This window comes from Rhodanobacter umsongensis (assembly GCF_042654965.1).
GTDB lineage: Bacteria > Pseudomonadota > Gammaproteobacteria > Xanthomonadales > Rhodanobacteraceae > Rhodanobacter > Rhodanobacter umsongensis.
The window spans coordinates 77,857-103,623 of the sequence record NZ_JBHSMK010000003.1 but is presented as its reverse complement, the minus strand read 5'-3'; the positions used below and the strand labels follow the sequence as shown (position 1 = coordinate 103,623).

The following is a 25,767-nucleotide window of genomic DNA, read 5'->3' as shown; positions in this document are numbered from 1 at the left end:
GTGGTTCGGCCTCGCCCACCGCGAGCCACCAGGAATCGTTCGGGCCGGTCTCCGGGCTGGCGAGCGGCGTGCGGTGAACCGCATGCCCCGGACGGCGCCTTCCCGTGCTCAGCACAGTGGCATTCGCCGTTCGTGGATCTCGCTTACCGTTGCGGGGGCAGCGCCGGCCTTGCGGTGTCGAAACACCCGCGCACCGGCTTCCCGTTTCATCCCTCGGGCGACTGCCGTCGGGACACCTGAACAGGGCGCACTCTAGCGCCGCGCAAAAGGCCCTGCAAGTTGCGCACCGGGCTGCGCATTACGTTAAAAGAGAATTTTGCGGAAGAATTTCCATCGTTCCGATTATGGACATTTAGAAAAGTATTAGCCCTCTATGTCGACGAAAAAGCGGGCAATGGCGAAACTTCTTTCGGTTTTGATAATGAATTCGCAAACAATTGCGGCGCCTGTGACCTGCACATAAATATTTTGTTGACGCAGCCATTTACACGGCCTTATGTTCGGGAGGCAAGTTGTTCCATGCCTGAGGAATGGCGCGGGCTTTTCTGCCGCTGACTTGGAGAAATCGGCTGCCATCATGCATCCGGCTTGCGCCGGACGGACTTGCGAGTTAGGTCATTCGGCTATTTGGTCATTTAAATCCGGGGAGATTTTTCATAATGAGCAATCACAGCAATAACCGCATTCCAAGGTGGCGCCATACGGCCCTCGCCGTGGCGCTTAGCATGAGCCTGGGCGGCGTCGCCGTGGCGCAGTCCCAGACGGGCTCCATCTTTGGCCAGGCGCCAGCGGCCGCGGGTGAAACCGTCGTCGCCACCAACAGCTCGGGCCTGACTCGCGAAGTCGCCGTGGATAGTTCGGGGCGCTTCCAGATCAGCAACGTGCCGGTGGGGGTCTATACGGTCTCGCTCAAGAAGGATGGCGCCATCGTCGATACGCGGAAAGATGTGGCACTGTCGCCTGGCGCGGGCGCCTCGATCTCGTTCAATGCGGCTCCGGCGGGAACGACATCGCTGGGTGCAGTGACCGTGTCGGCCAATGCGCTTCCGTCGATCGATGTTTCCAGCGTCAACTCCAGCACGATCATCACCGCGGCTGAACTTCGCAAGCTGCCGGTCGCCCGCAACGCCGAATCCATTGCACTGCTGTCCCCGGGCACCACCTCAGGCAGCGGCTACTTCAACGGCCCGGGCAATCATGCCCTCGTCGCGTTCGGCGGCTCGAGCGTGACCGAGAACGCCTACTACGTGAACGGCTACAACACCGGCGAGCCGTACAAGAACCTGGGTGGCTTCCAGTTGCCCTACGGCGCGATCGACCAGCAGGAAACGCTCACCGGCGGCTACAACGCCAAGTACGGCCGTTCCGATGGCGGCGTGATCAACCAGATCGGCAAGCGCGGCACCAACGAGTGGCACTTCGGCGGCCAGGTGACCTGGCAGCCGCGGTTTCTCCAATCCACTCCGACCAACAATTATTACGGCCATCCAGCGGTTCCTGCATCGACCAGCCAGGTCAACTATGCACTGGAGAACCCGGCCCTGGCGGGCACGCTGCACCAGTATCGCAATGACAACAAGCAGTGGGAGACGATCTATTCGGCGTACCTCGGCGGTCCGCTGATCCAGGACAAGCTGTTCATGTTCCTGGCGGCCGAGACCACCAAGACGCAGTCCAACAACGTGGAAGTCGCGTCTGCCGGCCTTGTCCAGTACAACACCGACAAGGACACGAAGTTCTACGGCAAACTGGACTGGAACATCACCGACAGCAACATCCTGGAGCTGACGGCGCTGGACAACCGCTCGTCCACCGGCGCGGGCAAGACCTACCAGTTCGACTACAGCACGTTGAAGTCGGGCGCCTTCGTCACACCCAACGACGTGGTCAAGGACAACGCCCAGTTCTACCTCGCGCACTTCACCAGCTACATCACCGACGCGGCCACGCTGAGCATCCTTTACGGCAAGGCCCACTTCCAGGATCCGACGATCTACGGTGAGAGCAGCGTCAGTTCGCTCCCGTACATTTCCCGCCCGTACAACCAGAATCCGGCTCTTCTGCCGCCGGGCACGGGCCCGAACGGCATCACCAACGGCCAGACCAACACCAGCTGGTCCTCGGACAAGGCGAGCAACGGCACCCACGGCCTGCGCGTCGACTTCGACTACAAGCTGGGCGACCATGACCTCGCCGTCGGTATCGACAACATGTCCTACCAGGCCCGCAACCAGGGTCCCAACCAGCAGAACCCGTTCAACCCGGCGTTGAATTACTACTGGCGCTATCTCACCGGCAACCGGGTACAGAAGCGCGAGATCGGCTGGCAGACCAGCATGACCATGACCCAGAAGGCCTACTACCTGCAGGACGACTGGCAGGTCACCCCCAACCTGTTGCTGGACATCGGCATCCGCAACGACCACTTCACCAACTTCAACGATCTGGGCAAAGCGTTCGTCGACGAGAAGAATCAGTGGGAGCCGCGTATCGGCGCCAGCTGGGACGTGAACGGTGATTCGTCGTTCAAGATCTACGGCAACGTGGGCCGCTACTACCTTGCACTGCCGGACAACGCGGCCGAGCGCGCGGCGAACATCTCGACCTACCTCACCACCAACTACAGCTACACCGGCATCGACGCCAACGGTGTGCCCACCGGCGTGGTGGCGCTGGGACCGACGACCTCGCCCGATGGCGAACAAGGGCTCCCCAAGGACACCCAGGAGGTCACCGCACGCAACCTGAAGCCGGAATACCTGGATGAATTCATCCTCGGCTTCGACAAGAAGCTCAACGACGAGTGGAACTACGGTGCCAAGGCGATGTGGCGCGACCTGAAGACGGCGATCGACGACGAGTGCTCGCCGACAAAGATCGAGACCAAGATGCAGAAGATGGGCTTGATCACCACGACCGACCTGTTCGATGCCAATTCCGGGTATTACAACTCCTTGTACGGCGCCTCCTACTGCCGCCTGATCAATCCGGGCCAGACCAACACCATGTTGGTGAAGTCGGATGACGGCACCCAGAGTCACCTCATCTCGATGAGCCAGCAGGATTGGGGCTATATCCAGGGCGTGAAGCGCAAGACCGGCTCGCTGAATCTGTACCTGGAGCATCCGTTCGACGGCAAGTGGCAGGCGCGTATCGACTACACCTTCACCCGCGGCTTCGGCAACACCGAAGGTCAGGTGCGTTCCGACTTCGGCCAGGCAGACGTTTCCAAGACCGAGGATTGGGATTCGTGGCAGCTGATGGACGGCGCGAACGGCGAGCTGGCCAACGTCCGCAAACACCAGTTCCGTATCCGCGGTGCCTACCAGATATCGGACGAGTGGCTGGTCTCCGGCACCCTGCTGGCCCAGTCCGGCTATCCGAAGGAGTGCCTGGGCTATTACGGCACGGGCGGTTCGGGCGACGCCTATTACGGTGTAGGCGCCCCCGGCGATCCGAGCGGCTACAACAACTATGGCAGCGGCAACTATCACTGGTGCCATGGCGTACGCATGCCGGCGGGCTCCATCGGCCACACGCCGTGGACGAAGCAGTTGAACCTGGGCGTGCATTACACCCCGGCGTTCGCCGACCACAAGCTCGGCATCAACCTGGACATCTTCAACGCGCTGAACGGGCAGAAGCCCGTGCAAACCGACCCGACCGGCGAAAGTGCCTACGACCCGGGCAGCAACACCATCTCCATCGGCAACAGCTATGGGGACGGGATCTTCTTCCAGCCCCCCCGCACGGTGCGCCTGTCGGTCACCTACGACTACTGACCGCTTCGGTTGAGTTTCAACCTGGAAACCACCGGCTTCGGCCGGTGGTTTTTTTTCTGGCCGGCCCGCGTCACCGGCCCGCGCTGGCGGACGCCACGGAATCATCAGGCCGCCCGCCTTCGATGGCCCGGGGCTGGGTTAAGCTCATTGGATGAACCAGCGGAATATGCCCACGGTGGAAGAGGACCTCCGGCAGAGTGCGCGGGCGCATATGGCCACGCAACATTGGGCTGCTGCGCAGGCCGCTCTCGAATCCCTGCTACACCATGCACCGAAAGATGTACCGGCACGGCTGGAGCTTGCCTGGGCCATGTTGCGGCAGGGGATGTTTCGCGCATCGGCCAGCCAGCTGCTGAATGCTGCGGCGGCGCCTTCGGCTGGCGACCTGCTGGACATCCAGCTTGTGCAGCGGCTTTGTTTCAGCGGCGAGATCGTGGCCGCGCGTACCTGCCTCGAGCGCGTCGGGCAGGCGGCGAATGCATCGGTGCCGCTGCTGGTCGCGCTGGCACAGTTGCGATGGACGCTCGGCGAATTCGCCGCGGCCAAGCAACTGATGGATCGTGCGGCGGCGGCTGGCCTCGATAGCCCGGATCAGTTCCATCTGCATGCGACCCTGCTCCAGGTGACCGGGGACGTCGGGCGCGCCGGCGAGGTTCTGGAAACCTGCCTGCGCCGCTGGCCGGAGTTCGGCGATGCCGCCACAGCGCGATCGAACTTGCGCAAACAGACGACGGCGTCGAACCACCTGGATTTTCTGCGCGGGCAACTGCATCGCCTGCCCGCGGATGACGGTGCGCCGGGAGCGCGATTCGCGCGTGCGGAGTTCGAGTCCGCCCTCTTCAAGGAACTGGACGACCTCGGTCGCCACGAGGAAGCCTGGCCGGCGCTGGCTCGCAGCAACGCGTTGATGAGTTCGATCAACCGCTACGATGGAGTCGGCGAGGCAGCAATAGCCGAGGGGCTCATCGATGTGGCCAGCGCCCTCCGGCCGCCACCAATCCGGCCCGCCGGAACGCCGACGGGTCCCATGCCCATTTTCATCGTCGGCATGCCACGTTCCGGCACGACCTTGCTCGACCGCATGTTGTCGAGCCATTCGCAGGTGACGTCCGCCGGAGAGATCAACGACTTCCTGCGCCAGCTGCACTGGGTCGCCGATGTGCCGCCGATCGGCGTGGCCGGAATGCTGGCGACCCTGCGGCGCATCCCGAAGATGGACCTGGCGGAAGTGGGCGAGCGCTACCTGGCCCAAACCCGGTGGCGTGCGCGCGGCCGTCGCTTCTACATCGACAAGCTGCCGGTCAACATTCAGGTGGTGCCCTTCATACGACAGGCGCTGCCGCATGCACCCATCCTGCACATGGTCCGCGATCCGATGGATGTGTGCTTTTCCAATTTCAGGGCGATGTTCGGCAATGTTTCCGCCTACAGCTACGACATGCAGGCCCTGGCCCATTACCATGGACTGTATCGGCGCCTGGCCAATGAATGGCACGCGTCCCTGCCCGATGCCATGCTCGATGTGCATTACGCGGACCTGGTGCGCGAGCCCGCCGCCGTGCTGCGCAGCGTCCTGAAGCATTGCGGGTTGGAAGAGGAGGAAGCTTGCCTGCATCCGGAACGCAATGCAGCGCCGGTTGCCACGCCCAGCAGCATGCAGGTGCGGGAGCCGATTCACACTCGGGGGCTCGGTACCTGGCAGCCGTATGCGCACCATCTCGAACCATTGCGGCGGTTGCTGGGTGGGCCCGCATGATGTGCCACCTGCAGTTCACGGCAAGGTAACCGGTCGATGACTTCAGCAGACGATCGCGCGCGGGAAGCCCGCCTGCGGCAGCAGGCCAGGCAGTTCATCGAGGCCGGCCAATGGGATGGTGCACAGGCGGCTTTCGAGGAACTCGTGCAACGAGCGCCTCATGATGTCCCGCTGCGCATGGAGTTGGCTGACCTGATGCTGCGTCGCGGCCGGATGCGCGCGGCGGCCGGTCAGCTCCTGCAGGCTGTTCCTGCGCTGCCCAACGATGTGCCGATGATTGCGCAGCTCGCATGGCGGTTGTCCACGACGGGCGAAACCCTGGCCATGCGCGCCTGCGCCGAGCATCTGGAGCGCGCACCCGACCCACCGGGCTGGGTGTTCGCCGAGCAGGCGCACCTGCGGTGGATGTTGGGCGATATCCCCGCGTCCCGCGCCAGGATGGACCGGGCGGTCGCGGCCGGGATCGACTCCCAGTCCGAGTACTACCTCAACGCCATGCTGCTGCAGTTTACCGGCCGGCTCGCCGAGGCCGAGGTGGCGCTGCTGGAAACCCTGCGGCGCTGGCCCGACTATGGGGATGCCGCGGTCATCCTGGCGAACCTGCGCAGGCAGACCCCCACCACGAACCACCTCGCCTTCCTGCAGGAACGACTTGGGCGGCTTCCGGAGGGCAATGCCGACATGCGCGCTGGATTGACGCGCGCAAAATTCCAGTCGGCGATCTTCAAGATTCTTGATGACCTGGGACGCCACGACGAGGCCTGGCAGGCGCTGGAGCGAAGCAATGCGCTGATGCATTCGTTCCTGCCGTACGACGCCGCCAGCGAAGCTGCGGTAACGGATGCGCTCATCGAGGTTGCGGCGACCCCGATGAGCGGGAAGCCGGGATCGACAGCATTCGACGGCCCCATGCCCATTTTCATTGTCGGCATGCCACGGTCCGGCTCCACGCTGCTCGATCACATGCTGTCCGCCCATTCCGCAGTGACCTCCGCCGGCGAGATCAACGATTTCCAGCGCCAGCTGCATTGGGTCGCCGACGTTGCGCCACGCGGCAACGCGAGTCTGCTGAACATTCTCGATCGCGCCGGGCAGCTTGATTTCGATGAGCTGGGTGCGCGCTACCTGATGCAGACGCAGTGGCGGGCACAGGGCCGCAGATACTTCATCGACAAGCTGCCGATCAACGTGCGGATGGTGCCTTTCATACGCCGTGCGCTGCCGCGGGCGCGCATCCTGCACCTGGTACGCGATCCGATGGACGTGTGCTACTCCAACCTCAAGATCATGTTCGGCAGCGCCTCGCCTTACTGCTACGACATGCAGGCAGTGAGCCACTACTACGGGCAGTATGCACGCCTGGCCAACCATTGGCGCGACACGCTGCCCAGCGCCATGCTCGATATTCCGTATGCCGCGCTGGTACGCGATCCGGAAACCGCCATGCGTCGGGTGCTCGGGCACTGCGGGCTGGAGATCGAGGCGGCCTGCCTGCGGCCGGAACTCAACACTTCGCCGGTCGCGACACCCAGCAGTGCGCAAGTGCGTGAATCGATCCACACCCGTGGCATCGCACAGTGGCGCCATTACGCGAAACAGCTGGAGCCGTTGCGGCAGGCGCTTGCCACGGAGCTCGCATCCGCCGCGCCTGTCTGACGGGCCGAACACCCTGGCGCAAATCCGGCCGAGCCGCCGCGTACCCGCTTTCCGATTCATCCTTCGGTGCCGTGCCTCGCAGACACCGAATCGCGCCGTCTTTCAACCATTGGACGGCTATTCGGGCAGACGCAAATGGCTGTGTCCTTCCCTCTCCCGGGACCAGGAAAGCCTTCTCGCGGATGAGAAAGGCAGGCAGCGACGGACGAAGGTTCGCGCTCGCATGGACACTCCAAGGGGAGCGCGAACCTCAGGTCATGCCGCCGATCCAGCTGTGCTGCACCCGATAGTCGTCATCCAGCACCACCAGGTCAGCACGGCAGCCGGCTGCGATGCGGCCATGGCTGGCGCCCAGGCCAAGGAAGTCGGCGGGATAGGTGCTGGCCATGCGCACGGCTTCGTCCAGCGGCACGCCGAGCAGCTGCACCGTATTGCGCACGGCGGTGGCCATGTCCAGCGCTGAGCCGGCCAGCACGCCTTGCGCGGTCTGGCAGATGCCGCCCTTCGCGGTGATGGTTTCGCCGTTGAGCACGAAGTCCGGGTGATCCGATCCCACCGGCGGCATCGCGTCGGTGACCAGCAGCATCTTGCCGCGCGGCTTGGCGGCGATCGCCACGCGCAGGCTGGCCGGGTGCACATGGTGACCGTCCACGATGATGCCGCACCAGCTGTCGGCGTCTTCCAGCGCCGCGCCGACCACGCCCGGTTCGCGGCTGCCGAACGGTGTCATTGCGTTGAACAGATGGGTAAAGCCGCGCACGCCCGCAGCCAGCGCGGCACGCGTGGTCGCGTAGTCCGCCGCGGTGTGCCCGGCGCAGACGATCACGCCGGCGGCGGCCAACGCGCCGATGGCGGCAGGCGGCACCTGGTCCGGCGCCAGTGTGAGCAGGCGCACGCCACGATGCGGTGCGCACAGCATCGCCAGCTCGTCGCGGTCCGGCGCGTGGAAATACTTCGAATCGTGCACGCCCTTGCGCGCCGGCGCCAGGTACGGGCCTTCCAGGTGGATGCCGAGCACGCCGGGCACGCCTTCGGCCAGGGCCTGCTCCACCGCGGCCAGAGCGGCGCGCATCGTGGCCGCGTCGTCGCTGATCAGGGTCGGCAGGAACCCGGTGGTGCCATGGCGCCGATGCGCGGCACCCATTCGCCGGAGCGTCTCCACGGTGGGTGCTTCATTGAACAGCACGCCACCGCCGCCGTTGACCTGCACATCGATGAAGCCCGGCAGCAGCATCGCGCGATGCAGGTCGTGCTGCCGCGCGCTGCGCACGCGCGGGTCGGACGGCGGCAACAGATCGACGATGCGTTCGCCATCCAGCAGCACGGCAAGGTTGTTGCGCCAGCCGTCTGCAGCGAGGACACGGGCGTTGGTGAGGGCGACGGTCATGGCGGGTCCTGTTGAATGTCGGCGTTGAGCGGCCCCCCGTTCAGACCGTCTCGGTCACCTTGTTGAGATGCGGCGGCAGGTCGGGATTGAAGCCGCGGCGCAGGGCCAGTTCGCTTGCCGCTCGATAGAAACTCTGGATGATCAGCAACGGCGTGCACAGCGCCGGCAGGCCGCCGCTCACCGGCAGCATTCCCGCGCCCTGCATGCCAGGCGCCGCCACGAAGACTTGCGCGCCCCGGCCGCGGAATTCCCGCGCCACCGCCAACGTGCTCTCGAGCGTGTCGTCGGCCTGCGCGAAACACAGCACCGGAAAGTCCGGACCGACCAGCGCCATCGGCCCGTGTTTCACCTCGGCGGCACTGAACGCCTCGGCGTGCAGTCCGCAGGTTTCCTTGAACTTCAGTGCCGCTTCCAGCGCGATGCCGAGGCCAAAGCCGCGACCGACCACGAACAGGTTGCGTGCGCCGACCAGACCTTCGCTCAACGCCGACCAGTCCGCGTCCCAACCGGCACGCAAGGCATCGGGCAACGCCTGCAGCACCGCGCCCAGCTCGGCATCGCCCCGCCAGCGCGCGCACAGGTGCAACACCGCCGCCAGCGCGGCGATATAGCTCTTGGTCGCCGCCACGCTGCGCTCGGGCCCGGCATGCAGCGGGATCACCGTATCGGCGAGCGCCGCGAGCGGCGAGTCCGCCACATTCACCAGCGCCACCACGCGCGCACCCGCCGTCTTCGCCGCTTGCGCATTACGCAACAGGTCCGGGCTCTTGCCCGACTGCGATATCACGATGAACAGCGCGCCCTGCCACTGCTGCTCGGCTGCGTAGACCGAGGTCACCGACGGCGAGGCCGAGGCCGTGGCGATGCCGAGCTGAGTCTCGAACACGTACTTCGCATATGCCGCGGCGTGATCGGAGCTGCCGCGCGCGCAGGTGACGATGAAGCGCGGCGGCTGCGCGCGCAGCGACTGCGCCAGCGCGCTGACCACAGCCTCGTTGGCGACGAACTGGCGCGCCACCACACCAGCCGCCTCATGGGCTTCCTGGTACATCAGAGTGTCGCGGGCAATCATCGGCATCCTCAGTCGGTCTGCAGTTCGGCAACGAAGTCGTAGATGTCGCCGCGATACCAGGAACAGGTGAATTCGACCACGCGGCCGTCGTCCAGAAAGCTGCGCCGTTCGATGCTCAGCCCCGCGCTGCCCACGTTGACGTGCAGCAGCCGCGCCTGCTGCGCATTCAGCAACACCGCGCGCAGGCGCTGCAGTGCGCGACGCGGGCGGGCGTCGAGTTTCTCCAGCGCCTCGTACAGCGAGTCGTGCACCAGCAGCGGGTCGGGCAGCACGCTGGCCGGTACCACGCTGCGCTCGATCGCCAGCGGCTCGTCCTGGCCGTAGCGCACGCGGTGCAGGCGCACCACCAGCGAGCCCGGCGACAGGTTGAGCGCCATCGATTCTTCCGGCGTCACCTCGCCGATGCCGCGCTCGAAGAACTCCGAACGTGGATGCAGCCCGCGCTCGCGCAAGTCCTCGGTGAAGCTGGTCAGTCGCGACATCGGCTTGACGATGCGCTCGGCGATGAAGGTGCCGGCACCGTGCCGCTGGGTCAGCAAGCCCTCCTCGACCAGCCCGGCGATCGCCTTGCGCACGGTCACCCGCGACAGCTTCAATGCCTGCGACAGATCGCGCTCGCTGGGCAGTGCCTGGCCCGGCTCGATATCCCGATGCTCGACGATATTGCGGATCGCCCGGCGCAGGCGCAGGTAGGCCAGCGGCTGGTGGGTAGCCGGATCCTGGCAGATCCGGCGGTATTCGTTGGTGAGCGCAGCTTCCATGCGGCGAACGATACCAATAGCGAACCAATGGCCGCAAGCCTTCGCCGGATCCTGTTCGCATCAGCCGTGGCCAGCGCCAACGACATTGTGCACGGCAGATGCCGGAAGCACCTTCGGTCCGGGCCTGCGACCCATACCCGAGCCGAACAGGATGGGGGAAGGCAACGCAGCCATCCGGCGATCCCATGAATTCGTATGCAGACGGCTAGCTGGTCTGGTATTTCACTGGTACGATCAGCAACACCCCGGGCAAGACGCGCCGTCAGGTCGCTGCCCGCCATCCGGCATCGTGTCGAGGTGTTTCGTGACTGCTTCCTCCCAATCGGTCGAACCGTTCGACCTGGTGATCTTCGGCGGCACCGGCGATCTCGCCGTACGCAAGCTGCTGCCGGCCCTGTTCCATCGCTTTGTCGACGGCCAGATCCCGGCCAGCAGCCGCATCGTCGGCGTCGCCCGCGAGGCGCTGGATGACGCCGGCTATCGCGCGCAGTTGCGCGAGGCGCTGATCGGCATCTGCGAGGCGGGCAAGCTCGACGTGTTCCTGCAGCAGGTGTTCTACCGCCCGCTGGACGCGCGCAAGGACGACGGCTGGGACGATTTCGCCGCCTTCATCGGCGCGCAGCCCGAGCACATCCGTGTGTTCTACCTGTCCACCTCGCCGGAGTTGTTCGTCGATATCTGCAACCGGCTCGGCCAGTACAAGCTCAACCAGGGCGCCTCGCGCGTGGTGCTGGAGAAGCCGATCGGCCGCGACCTCGCCAGCGCGAACCAGATCAACGACGCGGTCGGCAAGGTCTTCAGCGAATCGCAGACCTTCCGCATCGACCACTACCTCGGCAAGGAGACCGTGCAGAACCTCCTGGTGCTGCGCTTCGGCAACGCGCTGTTCGAGCCGTTGTGGAATTCCGCGCATATCGACCACGTGCAGATCACCGTGGCCGAGACCCTCGGCGTCGGCCATCGCGGCGCCTACTACGACCGCGCCGGCGCGCTGCGCGACATGGTGCAGAACCACATACTGCAGCTCTTGTGCATGGTGGCGATGGAGCCGCCGTCATCGCTGGCGCCCGACGCGGTGCGCGACGAGAAGCTGAAGGTGCTGCACTCGCTGAAAGCCATCGACGACAGCAACGCCGCCCAGCTCACCGTGCGCGGCCAGTACCGCGCCGGCGTGGCCGAAGGCGCCAGCGTGCCGGGCTATCCGGACGAACTGGGCAACAGCAAGTCCAACACCGAAACCTTCGTGGCGCTGAAGGCGGAGATCGCGAACTGGCGCTGGGCCGGCGTGCCGTTCTACCTGCGCACCGGCAAGCGCCTGCCGAGCCGGGTATCGGAGATCGTGGTCACCTTCAAGCCGGTGCCGCACTCGATCTTCAGCGCCGACGCCGGCCAGCTGGCGCAGAACCGGCTGGTGCTGCGGCTGCAGCCGGACGAGGGCGTGAAGCTGTGGCTGACCATCAAGCACCCCGGCCCCGGCGGCCTGCGCCTGCGCCACGTGCCGCTGGACATGAGCTTCGCCGAAGCGTTCGGCGTGCAGCAACCGGATGCGTACGAGCGCCTGCTGCTGGACGTGGTGCGCGGCAACCCCACCCTGTTCATGCGCCGCGACGAAGTCGAGGCGGCATGGCGCTGGGCCGGCCCGGTGCTCGCCGCCTGGTCGGCCAGCGGCGAGGCGCCGCGGCCGTACACCGCCGGCAGCTGGGGCCCGAGCGCGGCGGTGGCGCTGATCGAACGCGACGGCCGCACCTGGAACGAAGACAGTGAATAGGCCAGCGTGGCCGGCATCGCTTCATCCGGACATGCCGGTGCGTACCGCAGACTGGTTTTCCCTTTCCCACGAGGCACGCGTCCGCCCCTGATCGGCCGCGCAGCAGCACCATCATGACTACCCCTCTGAACGTCACAACCCACAGCTTTACCGATTGCGAAGCGCAAGCCCTGGCGCTGGCCGAGCGGGTCGCCGAGCGTCTGCGCAGCGCGCTGGCCGAGCGCGGGCGCGCCGTGCTGGCGGTGTCCGGCGGCAGCACGCCGAAGGATTTCTTCGCCCGCCTGTCACGCGAACCCCTGGACTGGGCCAAGGTGTACGTCACCCTGGTGGACGAACGCTGGGTGCCTGAAACCGACCAGCGCTCGAACGCGCAGCTGGTGAGATCACGGCTGTTGCAGCATGCCGCCAGCGCCGCGCACTTCATCCCGCTGTACACCGGGGACGCCACGCCGGAAGCCGGGTTGGCCACTGCCGAAGCACGCATCGATGCGCTGCCGCTGCCGTTCGACGTGGTGGTGCTGGGCATGGGCGACGACGGCCACACCGCCTCGTTCTTCCCCGGCGGCGATCACCTGGCGGAGGCGCTGGACCAGGAGGGCCGCGCCCGCGTGCTGCCGATGCGTGCCCCCGCCGCCGGCGAGCCGCGCATCACGCTGAGCCTGCCCGCCCTGCTGGAAACCCGCGCACTGTACCTGCTGGTCTCCGGTGAGAAGAAACGCGACCTGCTCGCCGACGTGCGGCTCGGCCTCGATGCCGCGCAGAACTACCCGGTGCGCGCGGTGCTGATTCAATCGCGGGTGCCGGTGGCGGTGTACTGGTGCCCGTGAGCGCGCACAAGCCGTCGTCCATCTGATAACCACACCGCGTCACGCGACGCGGCCGTCCCGGAGCTTTCGCATGAGCACGCTGCATCCCGTTGTCGCCGAAGTCACTGAACGCCTGCGCGAGCGCAGCCGCGAGACGCGTGCGGCCTACCTGCGCCGGATCGACGCGATCGACCGCAGCGGCCCGCAGCGCGAGCACCTGTCCTGCGGCAACCTGGCGCACGGCTTCGCCGCCTGCGGCACGGAGGACAAGGCCGCCTTGCGCAGCGGCCGGCGTGCCAACCTGGCCATCGTCACCGCCTACAACGACATGCTGTCGGCACACCAGCCGTACGAGCGCTATCCCGCGCTGATCCGCCAGGTCGCCCGCGACGCCGGCTTCACCGCCCAGGTCGCCGGCGGCGTGCCGGCGATGTGCGACGGCATCACCCAGGGCCGCCCCGGCATGCAGCTGTCGCTGTTCTCGCGCGACCTGGTGGCGATGGCCACCGCGGTGGCGCTGTCGCACGACATGTTCGACGGCGCGCTGTTCCTCGGCATCTGCGACAAGATCGTGCCGGGGCTGCTGATCGGCGCGCTCAGCTTCGGCCACCTGCCCGGCGCCTTCGTGCCGTCAGGGCCGATGCCCAGCGGCATCCCGAACGAACAGAAATCCAAGGTGCGCCAGGCGTTCGCCGACGGCAAGGCGAGCAAGGCCGAACTGCTGGAAGCCGAGGCCGCCTCGTACCACACCGCCGGCACCTGCACCTTCTACGGCACCGCCAATTCCAACCAGATGCTGATGGAGATCATGGGCCTGCACCTGCCCGGCGCCAGCTTCACCGCGCCGGACACGCCGCTGCGCGACGCGCTCACCGCCGAGGTGGTGCACCGCGTCGCCGCGCACAGCGCGCTGGGCGATGCATTCCTTCCGCTCGGCCACATCATCGACGAGCGCGCGATCATCAACGGCGTGATCGGCCTGCACGCCACCGGCGGCTCGACCAACCACCTGTTGCACCTGGTGGCGATCGCGCAGGCCGCCGGCATCCAGCTGCGCTGGGACGATTTCGACGCGCTGTCCGGCGTGATCCCGCTGCTGGCGCGCGTCTACCCGAACGGCTACGCCGACGTGAACCAGTTCCACGACGCCGGCGGCATGGCCTTCCTGATCGACCAGCTGCTCGGCGCCGGCCTGCTGCACGGCGACGTGCAGACCATCTTCGGCACCGGCCTGGACGGCTACGCGCAGATTCCGCAACTCGACGACAGCGGTGCGCTGCGCTGGGCACCCGTATCGAAACAGAGCGGCAATCGCGGCGTGCTGCGCGGCATCGACGAACCGTTCCGCGCCGACGGCGGCCTGCGCATGCTCGAGGGCAACCTCGGCCGCGCGGTGATCAAGGTGTCGTCGGTGCCGGACGATCGCCTGCTGATCGAAGCGCCGGCGATCGTGTTCGACGACCAGGACGAGGTCGCCGGCGCATTCAAGCGCGGCGAGCTCAACCGCGACTTCGTGGCGGTGGTGCGCTTCCAGGGCCCGCGCGCGAACGGCATGCCCGAGCTGCACAAGCTCACCCCCACGCTGGCGCTGCTGCAGGACCGCGGCCACCGCATCGCCCTGCTCACCGATGGCCGCATGTCCGGCGCCTCCGGCCGCGTGCCGGCGGCGATCCACATCACCCCCGAAGCGGTGGCCGGCGGCAACATCGCGAAAATCCGCAACGGCGACATGATCCGGCTGGACGCGGCGAATGGACGTCTGGACGTCCTGATGGAAGCGCACGAACTGGATGCCCGCCTGCCGCATGTCGCCGATCTGTCGCGCGAACACAGCGGCATGGGCCGCGAACTGTTCGGCCTGTTCCGCCAGGCCGCCGCCAACGCCGACCTCGGCGCCGGCGTGCTGTGAACAACCACCCACATCTCCTGCAGGAGCCCGCTGGCGGGCGATGCTCTCTGCACACGTCGCCAAGAGCATCGCCGGCCAACGGGCTCCTGCAAAGAGCCAGCCCTGCACACGCATCACCACCACCTTCCGCCCGCGAGTGAATCCATGAGCAGCATCGAACTCAAGCAGCAACAGATCGCAACCACGATGCGGCTGGCGCCGGTGATTCCGGTAGTGGTGATCGACGATGTACGCGCCGCGGTGCCGATGGCGCGCGCGCTGGTGGCCGGCGGCATCCCGACCATCGAGGTCACCTTGCGCACGCCGGCGGCACTGGAGGCGATCCGCGCGATCGCCGCCGAGGTCGAAGGCGCCGTGGTCGGCTGCGGCACCGCGCTGACCGCGCGCGACCTGCAGGCTGCGCTGCAGGCCGGCGCCCGCTTCGCCGTCTCGCCCGGCACCTCGCCGCGCCTGCTCGACGCCGCCGACGACAGCGAACTGCCGCTGCTGCCCGGCGTCGCCACCGCCAGCGAGGCGATGGCCCTGCTCGAGCGCGGCTATCGCCACCTGAAGTTCTTCCCCGCGGTGCCGGCCGGCGGCTTCAAGCTGCTCGGCGCCTGGGCCAGCCCGCTGCCGCAGATCCGCTTCTGCCCCACCGGCGGCATCAGCCTGAGCAGCGCGCCCGACTTCCTCGCCCTGCCGAACGTGCTTTGCGTGGGCGGCTCCTGGCTCACCCCCGCCGACAAGCTCGCCGCCGGCGACTGGGCCGGCGTTGAGTTGCTGGCGCGCGAAGCGGCCGGCTTGCGCCGGGCGGACTGACGACGCCCGCGCTACCCGGCCACGCGATACCGGGTAAGGTTTCGCCTTGCACGCGCTCGTCGCCATCGGCGCGAGTCCTCATCGGCAAGGATGGAAGCACTTGAATATCGGACCGCTGGCGCTCTCGTCGGCCCTGCTGGCACTGCTGTTCGGCGTGATCGCCGCACTCGCCGTCGCCGGCTTCCTGGCCCGGCGCGGCTACGCCGACGCGGGCAATGCGTTGTACCTGGCGCTCGGCATCGGCCTGCTCGGCGCGCGCGGCGCTTACGTGGCCGGCTGGTGGCCGCAGTACGTGCAGCAGCCGAGCAGCATGCTGAACATCCGCGATGGCGGTTTCGATCCAATTGCCGGAGCGTTGGGGCTGGTGCTGGCGGCGCTGCTGATCGGCTGGCGCACGCCACCCTTGCGTCGACCGCTGGCTGCCGGCGTGGCGGTCGGCCTTGCGGCATGGGCCTTCGCCGGACTGGTCGCGTACAAGCTGACCGCGACGACCCATCCCGGCTTGCCGGCCCTTGTGCTGAGCGACCTGGACGGCCGCGAGGTGGCGCTGGAAAAGCTGCGCGGCCGGCCCACCGTGATCAACCTGTGGGCCACCTGGTGCGGCCCGTGCCGGCGCGAGATGCCGATGCTGGCCGAGGCGCAGCGAGCGATGCCGCAGATCCGCTTCGTGTTCGCCGACCAGGGCGAATCGGCGGCGGCGGTGAAGCAGTTCATGCAGGTGCAGCGCCTCGCGCTGGACGACGTGCTGATCGACGGCAACCTGCAGCTGTCGAACCACTACAACGCCCGCGGCTACCCGACCACCTTGTTCCTCGACGCCGACGGTCGCCTGCGCGACATGCACATCGGCGAACTGTCGCGCGCCACGCTGGCCGAGCGACTGCAGCGGATCCGTTCGCCGGCCGCACCGGCGCCCCGCTGACCGCTTCGCCGCAGGCTGCCTCGGCGACGCCCGCCTGCCGCCCTCTCCGCACGAACGACTCAACCACCCTCAGATGACACGGTCCATGGACAACCCCGACCCATCCGCCCATCCGGACACCTCGAGCAGCCGCGCACTCGGCAACATCGCGCTGGTCGGCCTGCTGCTCTTCAGCTTCGTCGCCGTGGCCGTGCAGGCGTTGCGCGGCGACCTGGACTGGCTGGACGCGCCGCTCAGCTTCTACCTGCTGGATGCCTACGGCCACTGGCTGCAGACGGCATACATCGTGCTGGCGTTGGCGCTGGCCTCGCTTGGCGCGGGCTATTACCTCGCGTTGCGGGATGGGCGCCACAGCGCGGCGCCATGGCTGCTGTTCGTCTGTGCCGGCGTCGGCCTGTGCACGACCGCGCTGGCGCACAGCAACCTGCCCGGCCGCGCGCCCACGCTGGAGGGTTTCGTGCACGGCATCGCGGCGCAGACGGCCTTCCTGTGCGTCAGCGTGGCGATGCTGCTGCAGTCGTGGTGGCTGCGCGCCAACCCGCGCTGGCGTTCACGCTTCGCACCGGCGTTCGCGCTGGCGCTGGCCTGCTTCGCGGGGATCTGGGTGGACGCGCTGTGGCACGGCATGCCGCGCGGGCTGGAGCAGCGACTGGTGATCGCGCTGATCCTGGCGTGGCTGCTGCTGGCGGCGAACTGGCTGCGATGCCAGCGTGCCGCGTGAAAACGCCTTACGCCGTTTCGGTCTCCAGCTGCGCCATCACCGCGTCGGTGACGCGGGCGCAGCGCTGGCCCATGAACGGGAACGCCTCGCTCATGGTCTCGGCCAGGGTGCCCTGCAGCGAGCTGCGCAGCAGCCGGCGCGCGCGGTGCAGGCGGGTCTTCACCGTCTCCGGCTTGATCGCCAGCAGGCTGGCGGTTTCCTCGACCGAGCACTCCTCCACCTCGCGCATCATGTAGACGGTGCGGAACGATTCGGGCAGTTCGTCAATGGCGTGTTCGAGCAGGTGGCGGATCTGCGTGCGCGCGGCCGAGACCGCCGGATCCTCGCTGCCGAACTTCGAGGGGAACTGGACGATCTGGTGGGTATCGTCCACCGCCGCGTCGACCTGCTCCAGGCCGACCATGGTGTGGCGCTTGCGCAGCCGGCCGCGCGCCTCGTTCAGCACGATGCTGGTCAGCCAGGTCAGCAGGGTCGAGTCGCCACGGAACGAATCCAGCTTGTGATAGGCACGCATATACGATTCCTGCAGCACGTCTTCCGCTTCCGAATCCTCGCCGATCACCGCGCGCGCGACGCGGAACAGGCGCTGGTTGCAGCGCTGCATGATGTGGCGGAACGCCTCGCGATGGCCGTCGCGGACCTGCGCCACCAGCGCATGGTCGTCCAGCGCGGCGTAGTCGACGGGTGCAACATGGGCATGGGCTGACATGACTTTCTCCTTTTACACCTGATCCGATGCAGCGGGGTGGCCCGAGGTTCCCGGGTCAGCCGGCCAGCGTGGCCAGGATCTCGCCGCGCCGCGGTTCCTGCGCGAATTCGCCGAGCAGGCGCCGGGTCTGCATCGATACCCCGTGCAGGCGCACGCCGCGCGAGGACAGGCATTCATGGCTGGCCTGCACGATCACCGCCACGCCGCGCGGATGCAGCACCTGGGCCAGGGTATCGGCGATCTCCACGGTCAGCCGCTCCTGGATCTGCAGGCGCCGGCCGAACGCCTCGACCAGCCGCGCCAGCTTGGAGATGCCGACCACGCGCTGGTTCGGCAGGTAGGCGATGTGCACCACGCCGCGGATCGCCGCCATGTGGTGTTCGCAGGTCGACTGCAGCGGGATGTCGCGCAGGATGACCAGTTCGTCGTAGCCGCCGACTTCGCCGAAGGTGCGGCTGAGCAGGCCGGCCGGATCCTGCCGGTAGCCGGCAAACCATTCCTCGTAGGCACGCACCACGCGTGCCGGCGTGGCCAGCAGGCCTTCGCGCGCGGGTTCGTCGCCGGCCCAGCGGATCAGCGTGCGCACGGCGGCCTCCGCCTCGGCGCGCGTGGGACGGGGGGTTTCCGCGACCGGCATCGGCGCGGCGGTGGAAGCGATGGATTGATCGAGTTCGAGCATGGGGAAGGTTTCGCTGGGGTGACAGCCGATCCGACGCGGCGTCTGCGTCCGAGGTTCCCGCTGCGCTCCGCGTACCCGCCGGAACCTGTGCGCCGCTGCTGCATCACATGGGCACCGGCAAGCTTCGCTCGCCCTTCATCCATCCCAAGGAGACACCGCTCATGAACAAATCCCTGTTCGCCCTCGTCGTCGCGCTCGGCCTCGGCTCGCTCGCCGGCGTGCACGCCGCCACCCCGGCGCCGGCCATCAACGACGCGCAGATCGCCCATATCGCCTATACCGCCGGCGCGATCGACGTCACCGCCGCCAAGCAGGCGCTGAGCAAGTCGCACAACAAGGCGGTGATCGAGTTCGCCAAGGAAATGGCGCGCGACCACGCCGCCGTGAACGACCAGGCCCTGGCGCTGGCCAAGAAGCTGGGCGTCACCCCGGCCGACAACGCCACCAGCCAGTCGCTGGCCAAGGGCGGCGCCGCCGAACAGACCAAGCTGGCCGCGCTCAGCGGCGCCGCCTACGACAAGGCCTATGCCGCGAACGAAGTGGCGTTCCACAAGGCCGTCAACGGCGCGCTGAGCGGCACGCTGATCCCGTCGGCGCAGAACGCCGAGCTGAAGTCGTTGCTGGAAACCGGCCTGAAGCTGTTCCAGTCGCACCAGATGCATGCCGAGCATCTCGCGCAGAGCCTGAAGTAAGGAGCGGCTGATGCTCCGCATGATGACCTTGCTCGCCATCGTGCTGTCGCTGGCCGGCGGATTCGCGCCGGCCAACGCCGCCAGCACGGCGAAGCAGCCAACGATGGCGCAGGCCCATCGCGTGCACGTGATCGTGATCGTGATCGACAAGATGGCGTACGGCCCGATGCCGACCGGCGTGCGCGCCGGCGACATCATCGAGTGGACCAATCACGACATCCTCGAACACAGCGCCACCGCGCGCGACGGCAGCTTCGACGTCGATCTGAAACCCGGCGCCAGCGGACGCATCACGGCCACCGCCGGCAGCGTCACCTTCTTCTGCAAGTTCCACCCCACCATGACGGCGACATTGGTGATCGAGTAACACGCCGGATCCAAGCGCCACAAGGCCGCGCTTCGTCGCGGCCTTGTGGTGCCGACGGCGGCCCGATTCCGGCTTCGGCTCATTCGCCCGGCGGCACCTTGGTCAACTCCACGCCGTCGACCGTCATCTTCCACGCGCCGCCATCCTCGTGCGGCGCGGCCGCGACCACGAATGTCGTCTTGACCGGGCCGATGCCCACCACGAAATTGCTTCCTTCGAAGCTTTGCAGTGGTCCATTGATGGACTTGCTGGCGTTGCCGTCCACCCTTCGGTAATGGATGTTGCCACTCTCGGTGATAAGCAGATTCATCGTTGCCGAACGCCACTGCCCCGCATAGGCGAGCTTGTCCGGTGGCAACGGTTGGGCACAACCGGCCAGCAGCAAACAGCAGGTCACCACACCCCACAGCCACTTGCGCATGCATCCCCCTTTGGGTCGAAGCCCCGGCCGGCATGCCGGCGGTCACTCAGCCACTCACAAACAATGCCAAGGCGGCGCTGACGTGCGTCACCTGCGGAATCGTCAGGCCTGCTCGGCTGGAAGAAAAATACCCACCAGGGCCAGAACGAAAAACAGGCCGCCGATGATCACCGCCGCAATGTTCCAGCCACTGAAGGTTCGATTCGGATCGTGGCCCGGTGCGGCTTGGCTGTTGATCGCATTGATCGCTTGTTGCACGGGCAGCATGAACAAGACGGCCAGGAATGTTACCAGCCAATACGGATCCGGCAGCCTCCAAAGTATCGTCAGAACGATCCATCCTGCAGCCAGCAAACCGGCGGCGATCGAGCCTGTGCCGGCATTCTTCGCCTGGTCGCTGACCTTCTCGAACAGCGAGTAGCAGAACAACACACCGAACAACGACCGCATCACCGGAATGATATTCGAGTTCTCGCGACGCTTGACCAGCTGCCAGTTTTTATAGAACCAGTAAATCTCGTAAAGCCCGAACGTGCACAGTGAAAGCACGAGAAGCTTGACGACAGAAACGGGAAAAAAGACCAGTTCCCCTGGCTGCTCGAGTTCTTCCAGCGGAGTTGCTGGAGCCTGATACGGGTTATGCACTTGGATGCCCCCTGCAGTGTGTCTCGCGGACCTGGCGTTTGTCCTTCACGAACGCGCGGCGGCACGGAGCAGCACGCGGTGCAAGCCGGTCATGCACTGCGGATGACGACGCACGATCAATGCGCCTCCACAGCATCCTTCACCGGCTTCACATACGTATTGAACAATTCATCAATCCGGCGGTACTCGTCGTGCCACGAATCGGAATGCACGAAGCCGTGGCGTTCCAGCGGGTACAGCGACATCCAGAAGTTCTTCTTGTGCAGCTCGATGAAGCGCTGGTACAGGCGGACCGAGTCTTCCGCAAGCACGTTGTCGTCGATCAGGCCGTGTTCGATCAGCAGCGGATCCTGCAACTGGTCGGCGTATTCGACCGGCGAACTGGCCTTGAACGCGTCGGGATCGAGCTGCGGATCGTTGAGGATGTTGGCGGTGTACTCGTGGTTGTACAAGGTCCAGTCGCTGACCGGGCGCAGCGCGGCGCCGGCGGCGAATTCGCCGGGTGCGCGCAGCAGCGCCATCTCGGTCATGAAGCCGCCATAGCTTCCGCCGTAGATGCCGACGCGCCGCGGATCGACGTGATGGGTTTGCACCAGCCAGGCCTTGCCGTCGAGCAGGTCTTCCAGTTCCGGGTGGCCCATCTGGCGGTAGATCGCGGTGCGCCAGGCGCGGCCGTAACCCTCGGAAGCGCGGTAGTCCATGTCCAGCACCACGTAGCCCTGCTGCACCAGCAGGTTGTGGAACATCTGCTCGCGGAAGTAGTAAGTGGACGACAGCGTGACATTCTGCAGGTAGCCGGCGCCGTGCACGAAGATCACTGCCGGTTTCGATGCGCCGCTCTCGTCGGCGGGGCCGTAGTACTTGGCGTAGATGCTGCCGGCGCCATGGCCGGACTTCACCTCGACGATCTTCGGCGCGATCCAGTCGCGTGCGGCGAACGCCGGTTTCATCGTGCTGGTCAGTTCGCGCGGCGCCCCGCCCGCGGACGGCTGGACGGCCAACTGCGCAAACATGTACGGCGCGGAATGCAGCACCGCCAGCCGGGTGCCATCGGGCGACAGCTTGAAGTCGTCCATGCCCTGATAGTAGGTGATGCGACTCAGCGCGCCGCCATCGACCGGCAGCCGATAGACGTCGTAACTGTAGGGCGCGACCTTGTTCGTGCGCACGTAGAACCACTTGCCGTCGTCGCTGAGCAGCGGATGGCTGACCTCGAACCTGCCGGAGGTCAATGCCTTCGCCTTGCCATCGAGCGTCTTGCTGTACAGCTGCGAATAGCCGGTTTCCTCGCTCGTGTACCACAGCGTGTGGTTGTCCTTGAGCCAGCCGAAATCGTTGAAGTTCAAGTTGATCCAGGCGTCATCGTGCAAACGCTGCTGGTTGACCAGGATGTGGTTGCCGAAGTCGACGCTGGTGATCCAGCGGTCCTTGTTGTCGATCGCGCGCAGCTGCACGGCGAGGTGGCTGCCGTCGTCGCTCCACACGATGCCGCCGCCACCGCCATCCTCCGAGTCGGCGATGATGCGCACCGGGCGCACCGCGAGTGCTTTCAACGCCTTCGCCTCGTCCTGCCTGCCAGCCTTCTCCTGCGCTGCGATGGCCCGCGCACGCAGCGTCTTGAGCGGATCGTCCTTGACGCCGGGCAGCGTGTCGGTCGCCAGCGGGTAGGTCGCGTGGTTGGCCAGGTCGAGCAGCAGCAGCGACTGCGGCGCCGGATCGTTGCGGCCCACATACACGCGCGCGTCCTCCTGCTCGGCATAGCCGGAGTCGGTGACGTAGCGGGTGAGCTTGGGCGCCCTCCCCGCCGCATCGCCCTTCGGAACGGTGACCAGCAGCATCCAGCGGCCGTCCGGCGACAGCTCGGTGTCGACCGGCACGAGCTTGTCGCCGAGCCAGAACGGCTGCGGCGCGCGGCCGGGGTCGGCGGCAGCCAGCGCCTTGTCCTGATCGCGCTGTGCCTGCTTGCCGTCCTTGATTTCTCGCAGCGTTTTGAACAGTGCCAGCTGCCGCGCTCCCAGCGCGTCGGGCTGCTTCCCCTGCGGATCGTCGGCGAATTTCAGCAGCGCCGCCGGCGCGGTTGCGCCGCCGGCGAGGTCGTGCGTGTACCAGTCGTTGCCGTCGCGGAATTGCAGTGCGCGGCCATCGGCGGAAAAGCGCGGCGCGGATTCTTCCTGCGGCGTACGGGTGACTTGGGTGCGCCGGCCGCTGGCCAGCTCCACCACGAATACGTCGCCGTGCAGGATGAACGCCGCGCGCTGGTGCGCACGGTCGAATACCGCCGGACCATCGGCCTGCGCCGTCGCCGCCGGATCGAGCGCCGCGCCCGGCCCGCCCGCAGGATCGACCCGGTACAGGTCGCGCACCTGGCTGCCATCGCGCTTCAGCGAGTAGTACAGGTGGCGGCCGTCCACGCCCCAGTACGGCTGCTCCACCGCCTGCCCGATCCAGTCGGGATTGGCCATGACGGTTTCCAGGTCGAGCGGCGTGGAGACCGGCGCGGCAGCCGCCGCGGCCGGCGCGATGGCGAAGGCTACGAGGGCGGCAAGCAGCAATCGACGCATGGTTCTTCCCGGGCAAAAAAACCAGCATAGCCGAGCCCACCGCCGCCACGCGGCCACCCCTGCCGAAAGTCAGACGCGGATGGCTGCAACGGCAGCGGCGCGTTGCTACTCTCCTCAGCTTCCGCAGTCTTCATCAATGGAACCCCGCCATGCGCCTCGCTCCCCTCGTCGCCACCCTGATGCTCGCCGCCGGCAGCGCCGCCGCGGCGCAGCTGCCGCCCGTGAGTCCGTCGTCGAAGCCGTCGCGCGAGGTCGCGCTGATCGGCGAATCGCAGCCGCTGCCGCCGCCCACGCCGCAGCAGGCCGCGTCCGGCACATTCCACGGCGTCAGCGTGGCCGACCGGTACCGTTGGCTGGAGAACCCGAACGCTCCGGCGGTGCGGCAGTGGATCGCGGCGCAGAACGCGTACACCGAAGCCGCCCTGGCGGCGATGCCGCAAGGCAGGGCGCTCACCGCGCGGGTGCAGCAGCTGGCGATCACCTCGACCACGCGCTCCGGCCCGACCCTGGCCGGCGGCACCCTGTTCTACCTGCAGCAGACCCCGCCGCAGCCGCAACCGGTGCTGATCGCACAGGCGTGGCCGGACGGTGCGGCGAAGGTGCTGGTGGACCCGAACGCGGACCACGGCGGCACCGCGATCACCGCCTACTGGCCCTCGCCGCGCGGGCGTTATCTCGCCTACGGCACCGCCGAGGGCGGCAGCGAACTGACCACCATCCACGTGCTCGACGTCGGCACCGGCAAGACCCTGCCCGACACCCTGCCCTGGGCCGGCAGCGGCACCACGCCGCAGGGCCTGGCCTGGGACGCCGACGAGCGCGGCTTCAGCTACGTGCGCTTCGCGCCGCCGACCGCCGGCCAGGCGGTGGAACAGTTCCACGCCACGCTGGTGCACCACGCGCTGGGCCAGGCCGCCACGGCGGACACCGTGGTGTTCGGCAAGGGTTACTCGAAGACCGCCGAGTACGTGCTGGTGAATGCGCCGGCCACGGCACAGGCCGCGGTGCTCGCCTACGACGGCGATGGCGGCCCGGCCGAAGTGTTCCTGCGTCGCGGCGACAGTTTCCGGCGCGTGCTCGACCGCAGCGCCAACGTGCGCACGGCCGCCTGGGTGAATGGACGTCTATACGCGGCATCGTTCCGGGAGGCGCCGCGCGGCGCGATCGTGGCCATCGGCGACGATGGCAAGGCCGTGCCGGTACTGGCCGAGCGCGAGGGCGCGATCCAGCAGATCGCCCCGCTCGGCAACGGCTTCCTGGTGGTGCGCAGCTGGGGCCCGGACTGGTGGGTCGAGCAGTACGGCGCCGACGCCAGCTTCGTGCGCCGGCTGCCGCTGCCCGAGCGCGGCGTCGACATCGGCGAGATCGCCTCCGAATCCGGCCGGGACAAGGCGCTGATCAGCTACAGCGGCTGGACCACGCCTGCACGCTGGGCCGAGTACGACGGCCGCAGCGGCAGCCTGAAGACCGTGTTCGAGGTGAAGCCCGCGGCGGATTATTCCCGCGTCGTCGTGCAACGCATCGACGGCACCTCGAAAGACGGCACGAAGATTCCGGTGACCGTGCTGTCGCTGCCGGGCATCACCCCGAACGGCGCGCGGCCGACCATCCTGTACAGCTACGGCGGTTTCGACCTGCCGGTGAAGCCGGGCTTCATCGGCTCCAACCTGGCGTGGCTGGAACACGGCGGCGTGCTCGCCTACGCCAACATCCGCGGCGGCAACGAGAACGGCCAGCAGTGGCACGCGCAGGGACAGAAACTGCACAAGCAGAACGTGTTCGACGACTTCCACGCCGCCGCGCTGGCGCTGATCGACACGCGCTGGACCGACCGCGCGCACCTGGGCATTCTCGGCGGCAGCAACGGCGGCCTGCTGATGGGCACGCAGATCGTGCAGCATCCCGGCGACTACCGCGCCGTAGTGGCGCGCGTGGGCATCTACGACATGCTGCGCCACGAGACCGACTTCGCCAACGGCCCGTACAACATCCCCGAATACGGCAGCATCGCGGACCCGACGCAGTTCAAGGCCACCCTGGCCTACTCGCCGCTGCAGCACGTGCGCCCGAACACCGCCTACCCGGCGGTGCTGCTCACCACCGGCGAGAACGATTCGCGGGTGGCGCCGTGGCAGTCGCGCAAGTTCGCCGCCGCACTGCAGAACGCCACCTCGTCGACGCGGCCGGTCCTGCTGCTGACCCGCACGAACGCCGGCCACGGCATCGGCGCCCCGTTCAGCCAGCGCGTCGGCGATGCCGCGATCGGGCTGACCTTCTTCGCGCATGAGCTGGGGCTGGACGTCGAGAAATAAATCACCCCCGTTGTAGGAGCCCGCTGGCGGGCGATGCTCTTGT

21 protein-coding genes and 1 riboswitch are annotated in these 25,767 nt (G+C 67.1%); of the genes, 13 read left to right on the top strand and 8 right to left on the bottom strand.

Features of this window, described 5'->3' with window-relative positions; translation table 11 throughout:
* Positions 1–25 precede the first annotated feature (25 nt).
* Positions 26–255, bottom strand: a riboswitch (cobalamin riboswitch).
* A gap of 24 nt (positions 256–279) precedes the next feature.
* The 4 genes from ACFPME_RS05805 (at position 280) to ACFPME_RS05790 (ending at position 7,194) form a co-directional block, all read left to right on the top strand.
* Positions 280–555 (top strand): hypothetical protein, encoded by a 276-nt coding sequence (locus tag ACFPME_RS05805; RefSeq protein WP_377303039.1) that lies wholly within the window; start codon positions 280–282, stop codon positions 553–555.
* A 170-nt stretch (positions 556–725) separates the two neighbouring features.
* Positions 726–3,782 (top strand): TonB-dependent receptor, encoded by a 3,057-nt coding sequence (locus tag ACFPME_RS05800; protein ID WP_377303037.1) that lies wholly within the window; start codon positions 726–728, stop codon positions 3,780–3,782.
* 310 nt (positions 3,783–4,092) lie between these two features.
* Positions 4,093–5,538 (top strand): tetratricopeptide repeat-containing sulfotransferase family protein, encoded by a 1,446-nt coding sequence (locus tag ACFPME_RS05795; protein WP_377303035.1) that lies wholly within the window; start codon positions 4,093–4,095, stop codon positions 5,536–5,538.
* Positions 5,539–5,574: 36 nt separating this feature from the next.
* Complete coding sequence (locus tag ACFPME_RS05790) at positions 5,575–7,194, top strand: tetratricopeptide repeat-containing sulfotransferase family protein (protein WP_377303033.1); 1,620 nt, start codon at positions 5,575–5,577, stop codon at positions 7,192–7,194.
* A 250-nt stretch (positions 7,195–7,444) separates the two neighbouring features.
* On the opposite strand, the gene nagA is transcribed toward ACFPME_RS05790, so the two are convergent.
* The 3 genes from nagA to ACFPME_RS05775 are packed head-to-tail and all read right to left on the bottom strand — an operon-like array spanning position 7,445 to position 10,414.
* A complete protein-coding gene (gene nagA, locus ACFPME_RS05785) occupies positions 7,445–8,581 on the bottom strand; it encodes an N-acetylglucosamine-6-phosphate deacetylase (protein ID WP_377303031.1) in 1,137 nt (378 codons plus the stop codon).
* A gap of 40 nt (positions 8,582–8,621) precedes the next feature.
* Entirely contained in the window at positions 8,622–9,653 is a 1,032-nt protein-coding gene (locus tag ACFPME_RS05780) for an SIS domain-containing protein (protein ID WP_377303029.1), read from the bottom strand.
* Between the two features lie 8 nt (positions 9,654–9,661).
* Positions 9,662–10,414 (bottom strand): GntR family transcriptional regulator, encoded by a 753-nt coding sequence (locus ACFPME_RS05775; protein ID WP_377303026.1) that lies wholly within the window; start codon positions 10,412–10,414, stop codon positions 9,662–9,664.
* Positions 10,415–10,718: 304 nt separating this feature from the next.
* Here ACFPME_RS05775 and zwf point away from each other — a divergent pair, with 304 nt between their 5' ends.
* The 6 genes from zwf to ACFPME_RS05745 all read left to right on the top strand — a co-directional run bounded on the left by zwf (position 10,719) and on the right by ACFPME_RS05745 (position 17,338).
* A complete protein-coding gene (zwf, locus tag ACFPME_RS05770) occupies positions 10,719–12,182 on the top strand; it encodes a glucose-6-phosphate dehydrogenase (RefSeq protein ID WP_377303024.1) in 1,464 nt (487 codons plus the stop codon).
* A 113-nt stretch (positions 12,183–12,295) separates the two neighbouring features.
* Positions 12,296–13,009, top strand: coding sequence for a 6-phosphogluconolactonase (pgl, locus tag ACFPME_RS05765; RefSeq protein WP_377303022.1), 714 nt, complete (start codon positions 12,296–12,298; stop codon positions 13,007–13,009).
* Between the two features lie 70 nt (positions 13,010–13,079).
* On the top strand, positions 13,080–14,897 hold the full coding sequence (gene edd / locus ACFPME_RS05760; protein WP_377303020.1) for a phosphogluconate dehydratase: 1,818 nt from the start codon (positions 13,080–13,082) through the stop codon (positions 14,895–14,897).
* A 144-nt stretch (positions 14,898–15,041) separates the two neighbouring features.
* Entirely contained in the window at positions 15,042–15,695 is a 654-nt protein-coding gene (gene eda, locus ACFPME_RS05755) for a bifunctional 4-hydroxy-2-oxoglutarate aldolase/2-dehydro-3-deoxy-phosphogluconate aldolase (protein ID WP_377303018.1), read from the top strand.
* 100 nt (positions 15,696–15,795) lie between these two features.
* Positions 15,796–16,617, top strand: a complete 822-nt coding sequence (locus ACFPME_RS05750) for a redoxin family protein (RefSeq protein ID WP_377303016.1) — start codon at positions 15,796–15,798, stop codon at positions 16,615–16,617.
* Positions 16,618–16,702: 85 nt separating this feature from the next.
* Complete coding sequence (locus ACFPME_RS05745; RefSeq protein ID WP_377303014.1) at positions 16,703–17,338, top strand: DUF998 domain-containing protein; 636 nt, start codon at positions 16,703–16,705, stop codon at positions 17,336–17,338.
* Positions 17,339–17,345: 7 nt separating this feature from the next.
* On the opposite strand, the gene ACFPME_RS05740 is transcribed toward ACFPME_RS05745, so the two are convergent.
* Together ACFPME_RS05740 and folE are read right to left on the bottom strand one after the other, a co-directional pair.
* Positions 17,346–18,047, bottom strand: coding sequence for an RNA polymerase sigma factor (locus ACFPME_RS05740; RefSeq protein WP_377303012.1), 702 nt, complete (start codon positions 18,045–18,047; stop codon positions 17,346–17,348).
* Between the two features lie 55 nt (positions 18,048–18,102).
* Entirely contained in the window at positions 18,103–18,726 is a 624-nt protein-coding gene (gene folE / locus ACFPME_RS05735) for a GTP cyclohydrolase I (protein WP_377303010.1), read from the bottom strand.
* Positions 18,727–18,887: 161 nt separating this feature from the next.
* Here folE and ACFPME_RS05730 point away from each other — a divergent pair, with 161 nt between their 5' ends.
* A complete protein-coding gene (locus tag ACFPME_RS05730; RefSeq protein ID WP_377303008.1) occupies positions 18,888–19,418 on the top strand; it encodes a DUF4142 domain-containing protein in 531 nt (176 codons plus the stop codon).
* Between the two features lie 10 nt (positions 19,419–19,428).
* Complete coding sequence (locus ACFPME_RS05725; protein ID WP_377303005.1) at positions 19,429–19,785, top strand: cupredoxin domain-containing protein; 357 nt, start codon at positions 19,429–19,431, stop codon at positions 19,783–19,785.
* A 79-nt stretch (positions 19,786–19,864) separates the two neighbouring features.
* On the opposite strand, the gene ACFPME_RS05720 is transcribed toward ACFPME_RS05725, so the two are convergent.
* From ACFPME_RS05720 to ACFPME_RS05710, 3 genes are all read right to left on the bottom strand, one after another.
* The gene (locus ACFPME_RS05720) at positions 19,865–20,206 is read right to left on the bottom strand and encodes a hypothetical protein (protein WP_377303003.1); all 342 of its coding nucleotides are present in this window, start codon (positions 20,204–20,206) and stop codon (positions 19,865–19,867) included.
* Positions 20,207–20,308: 102 nt separating this feature from the next.
* Positions 20,309–20,851, bottom strand: a complete 543-nt coding sequence (locus tag ACFPME_RS05715) for a hypothetical protein (protein ID WP_377303001.1) — start codon at positions 20,849–20,851, stop codon at positions 20,309–20,311.
* A 116-nt stretch (positions 20,852–20,967) separates the two neighbouring features.
* Positions 20,968–23,412 (bottom strand): S9 family peptidase, encoded by a 2,445-nt coding sequence (locus tag ACFPME_RS05710; RefSeq protein ID WP_377302999.1) that lies wholly within the window; start codon positions 23,410–23,412, stop codon positions 20,968–20,970.
* Between the two features lie 149 nt (positions 23,413–23,561).
* Between ACFPME_RS05710 and ACFPME_RS05705 the strand changes: the two genes are divergently transcribed.
* Positions 23,562–25,724, top strand: a complete 2,163-nt coding sequence (locus ACFPME_RS05705; protein ID WP_377302997.1) for a prolyl oligopeptidase family serine peptidase — start codon at positions 23,562–23,564, stop codon at positions 25,722–25,724.
* Positions 25,725–25,767 lie beyond the last annotated feature (43 nt).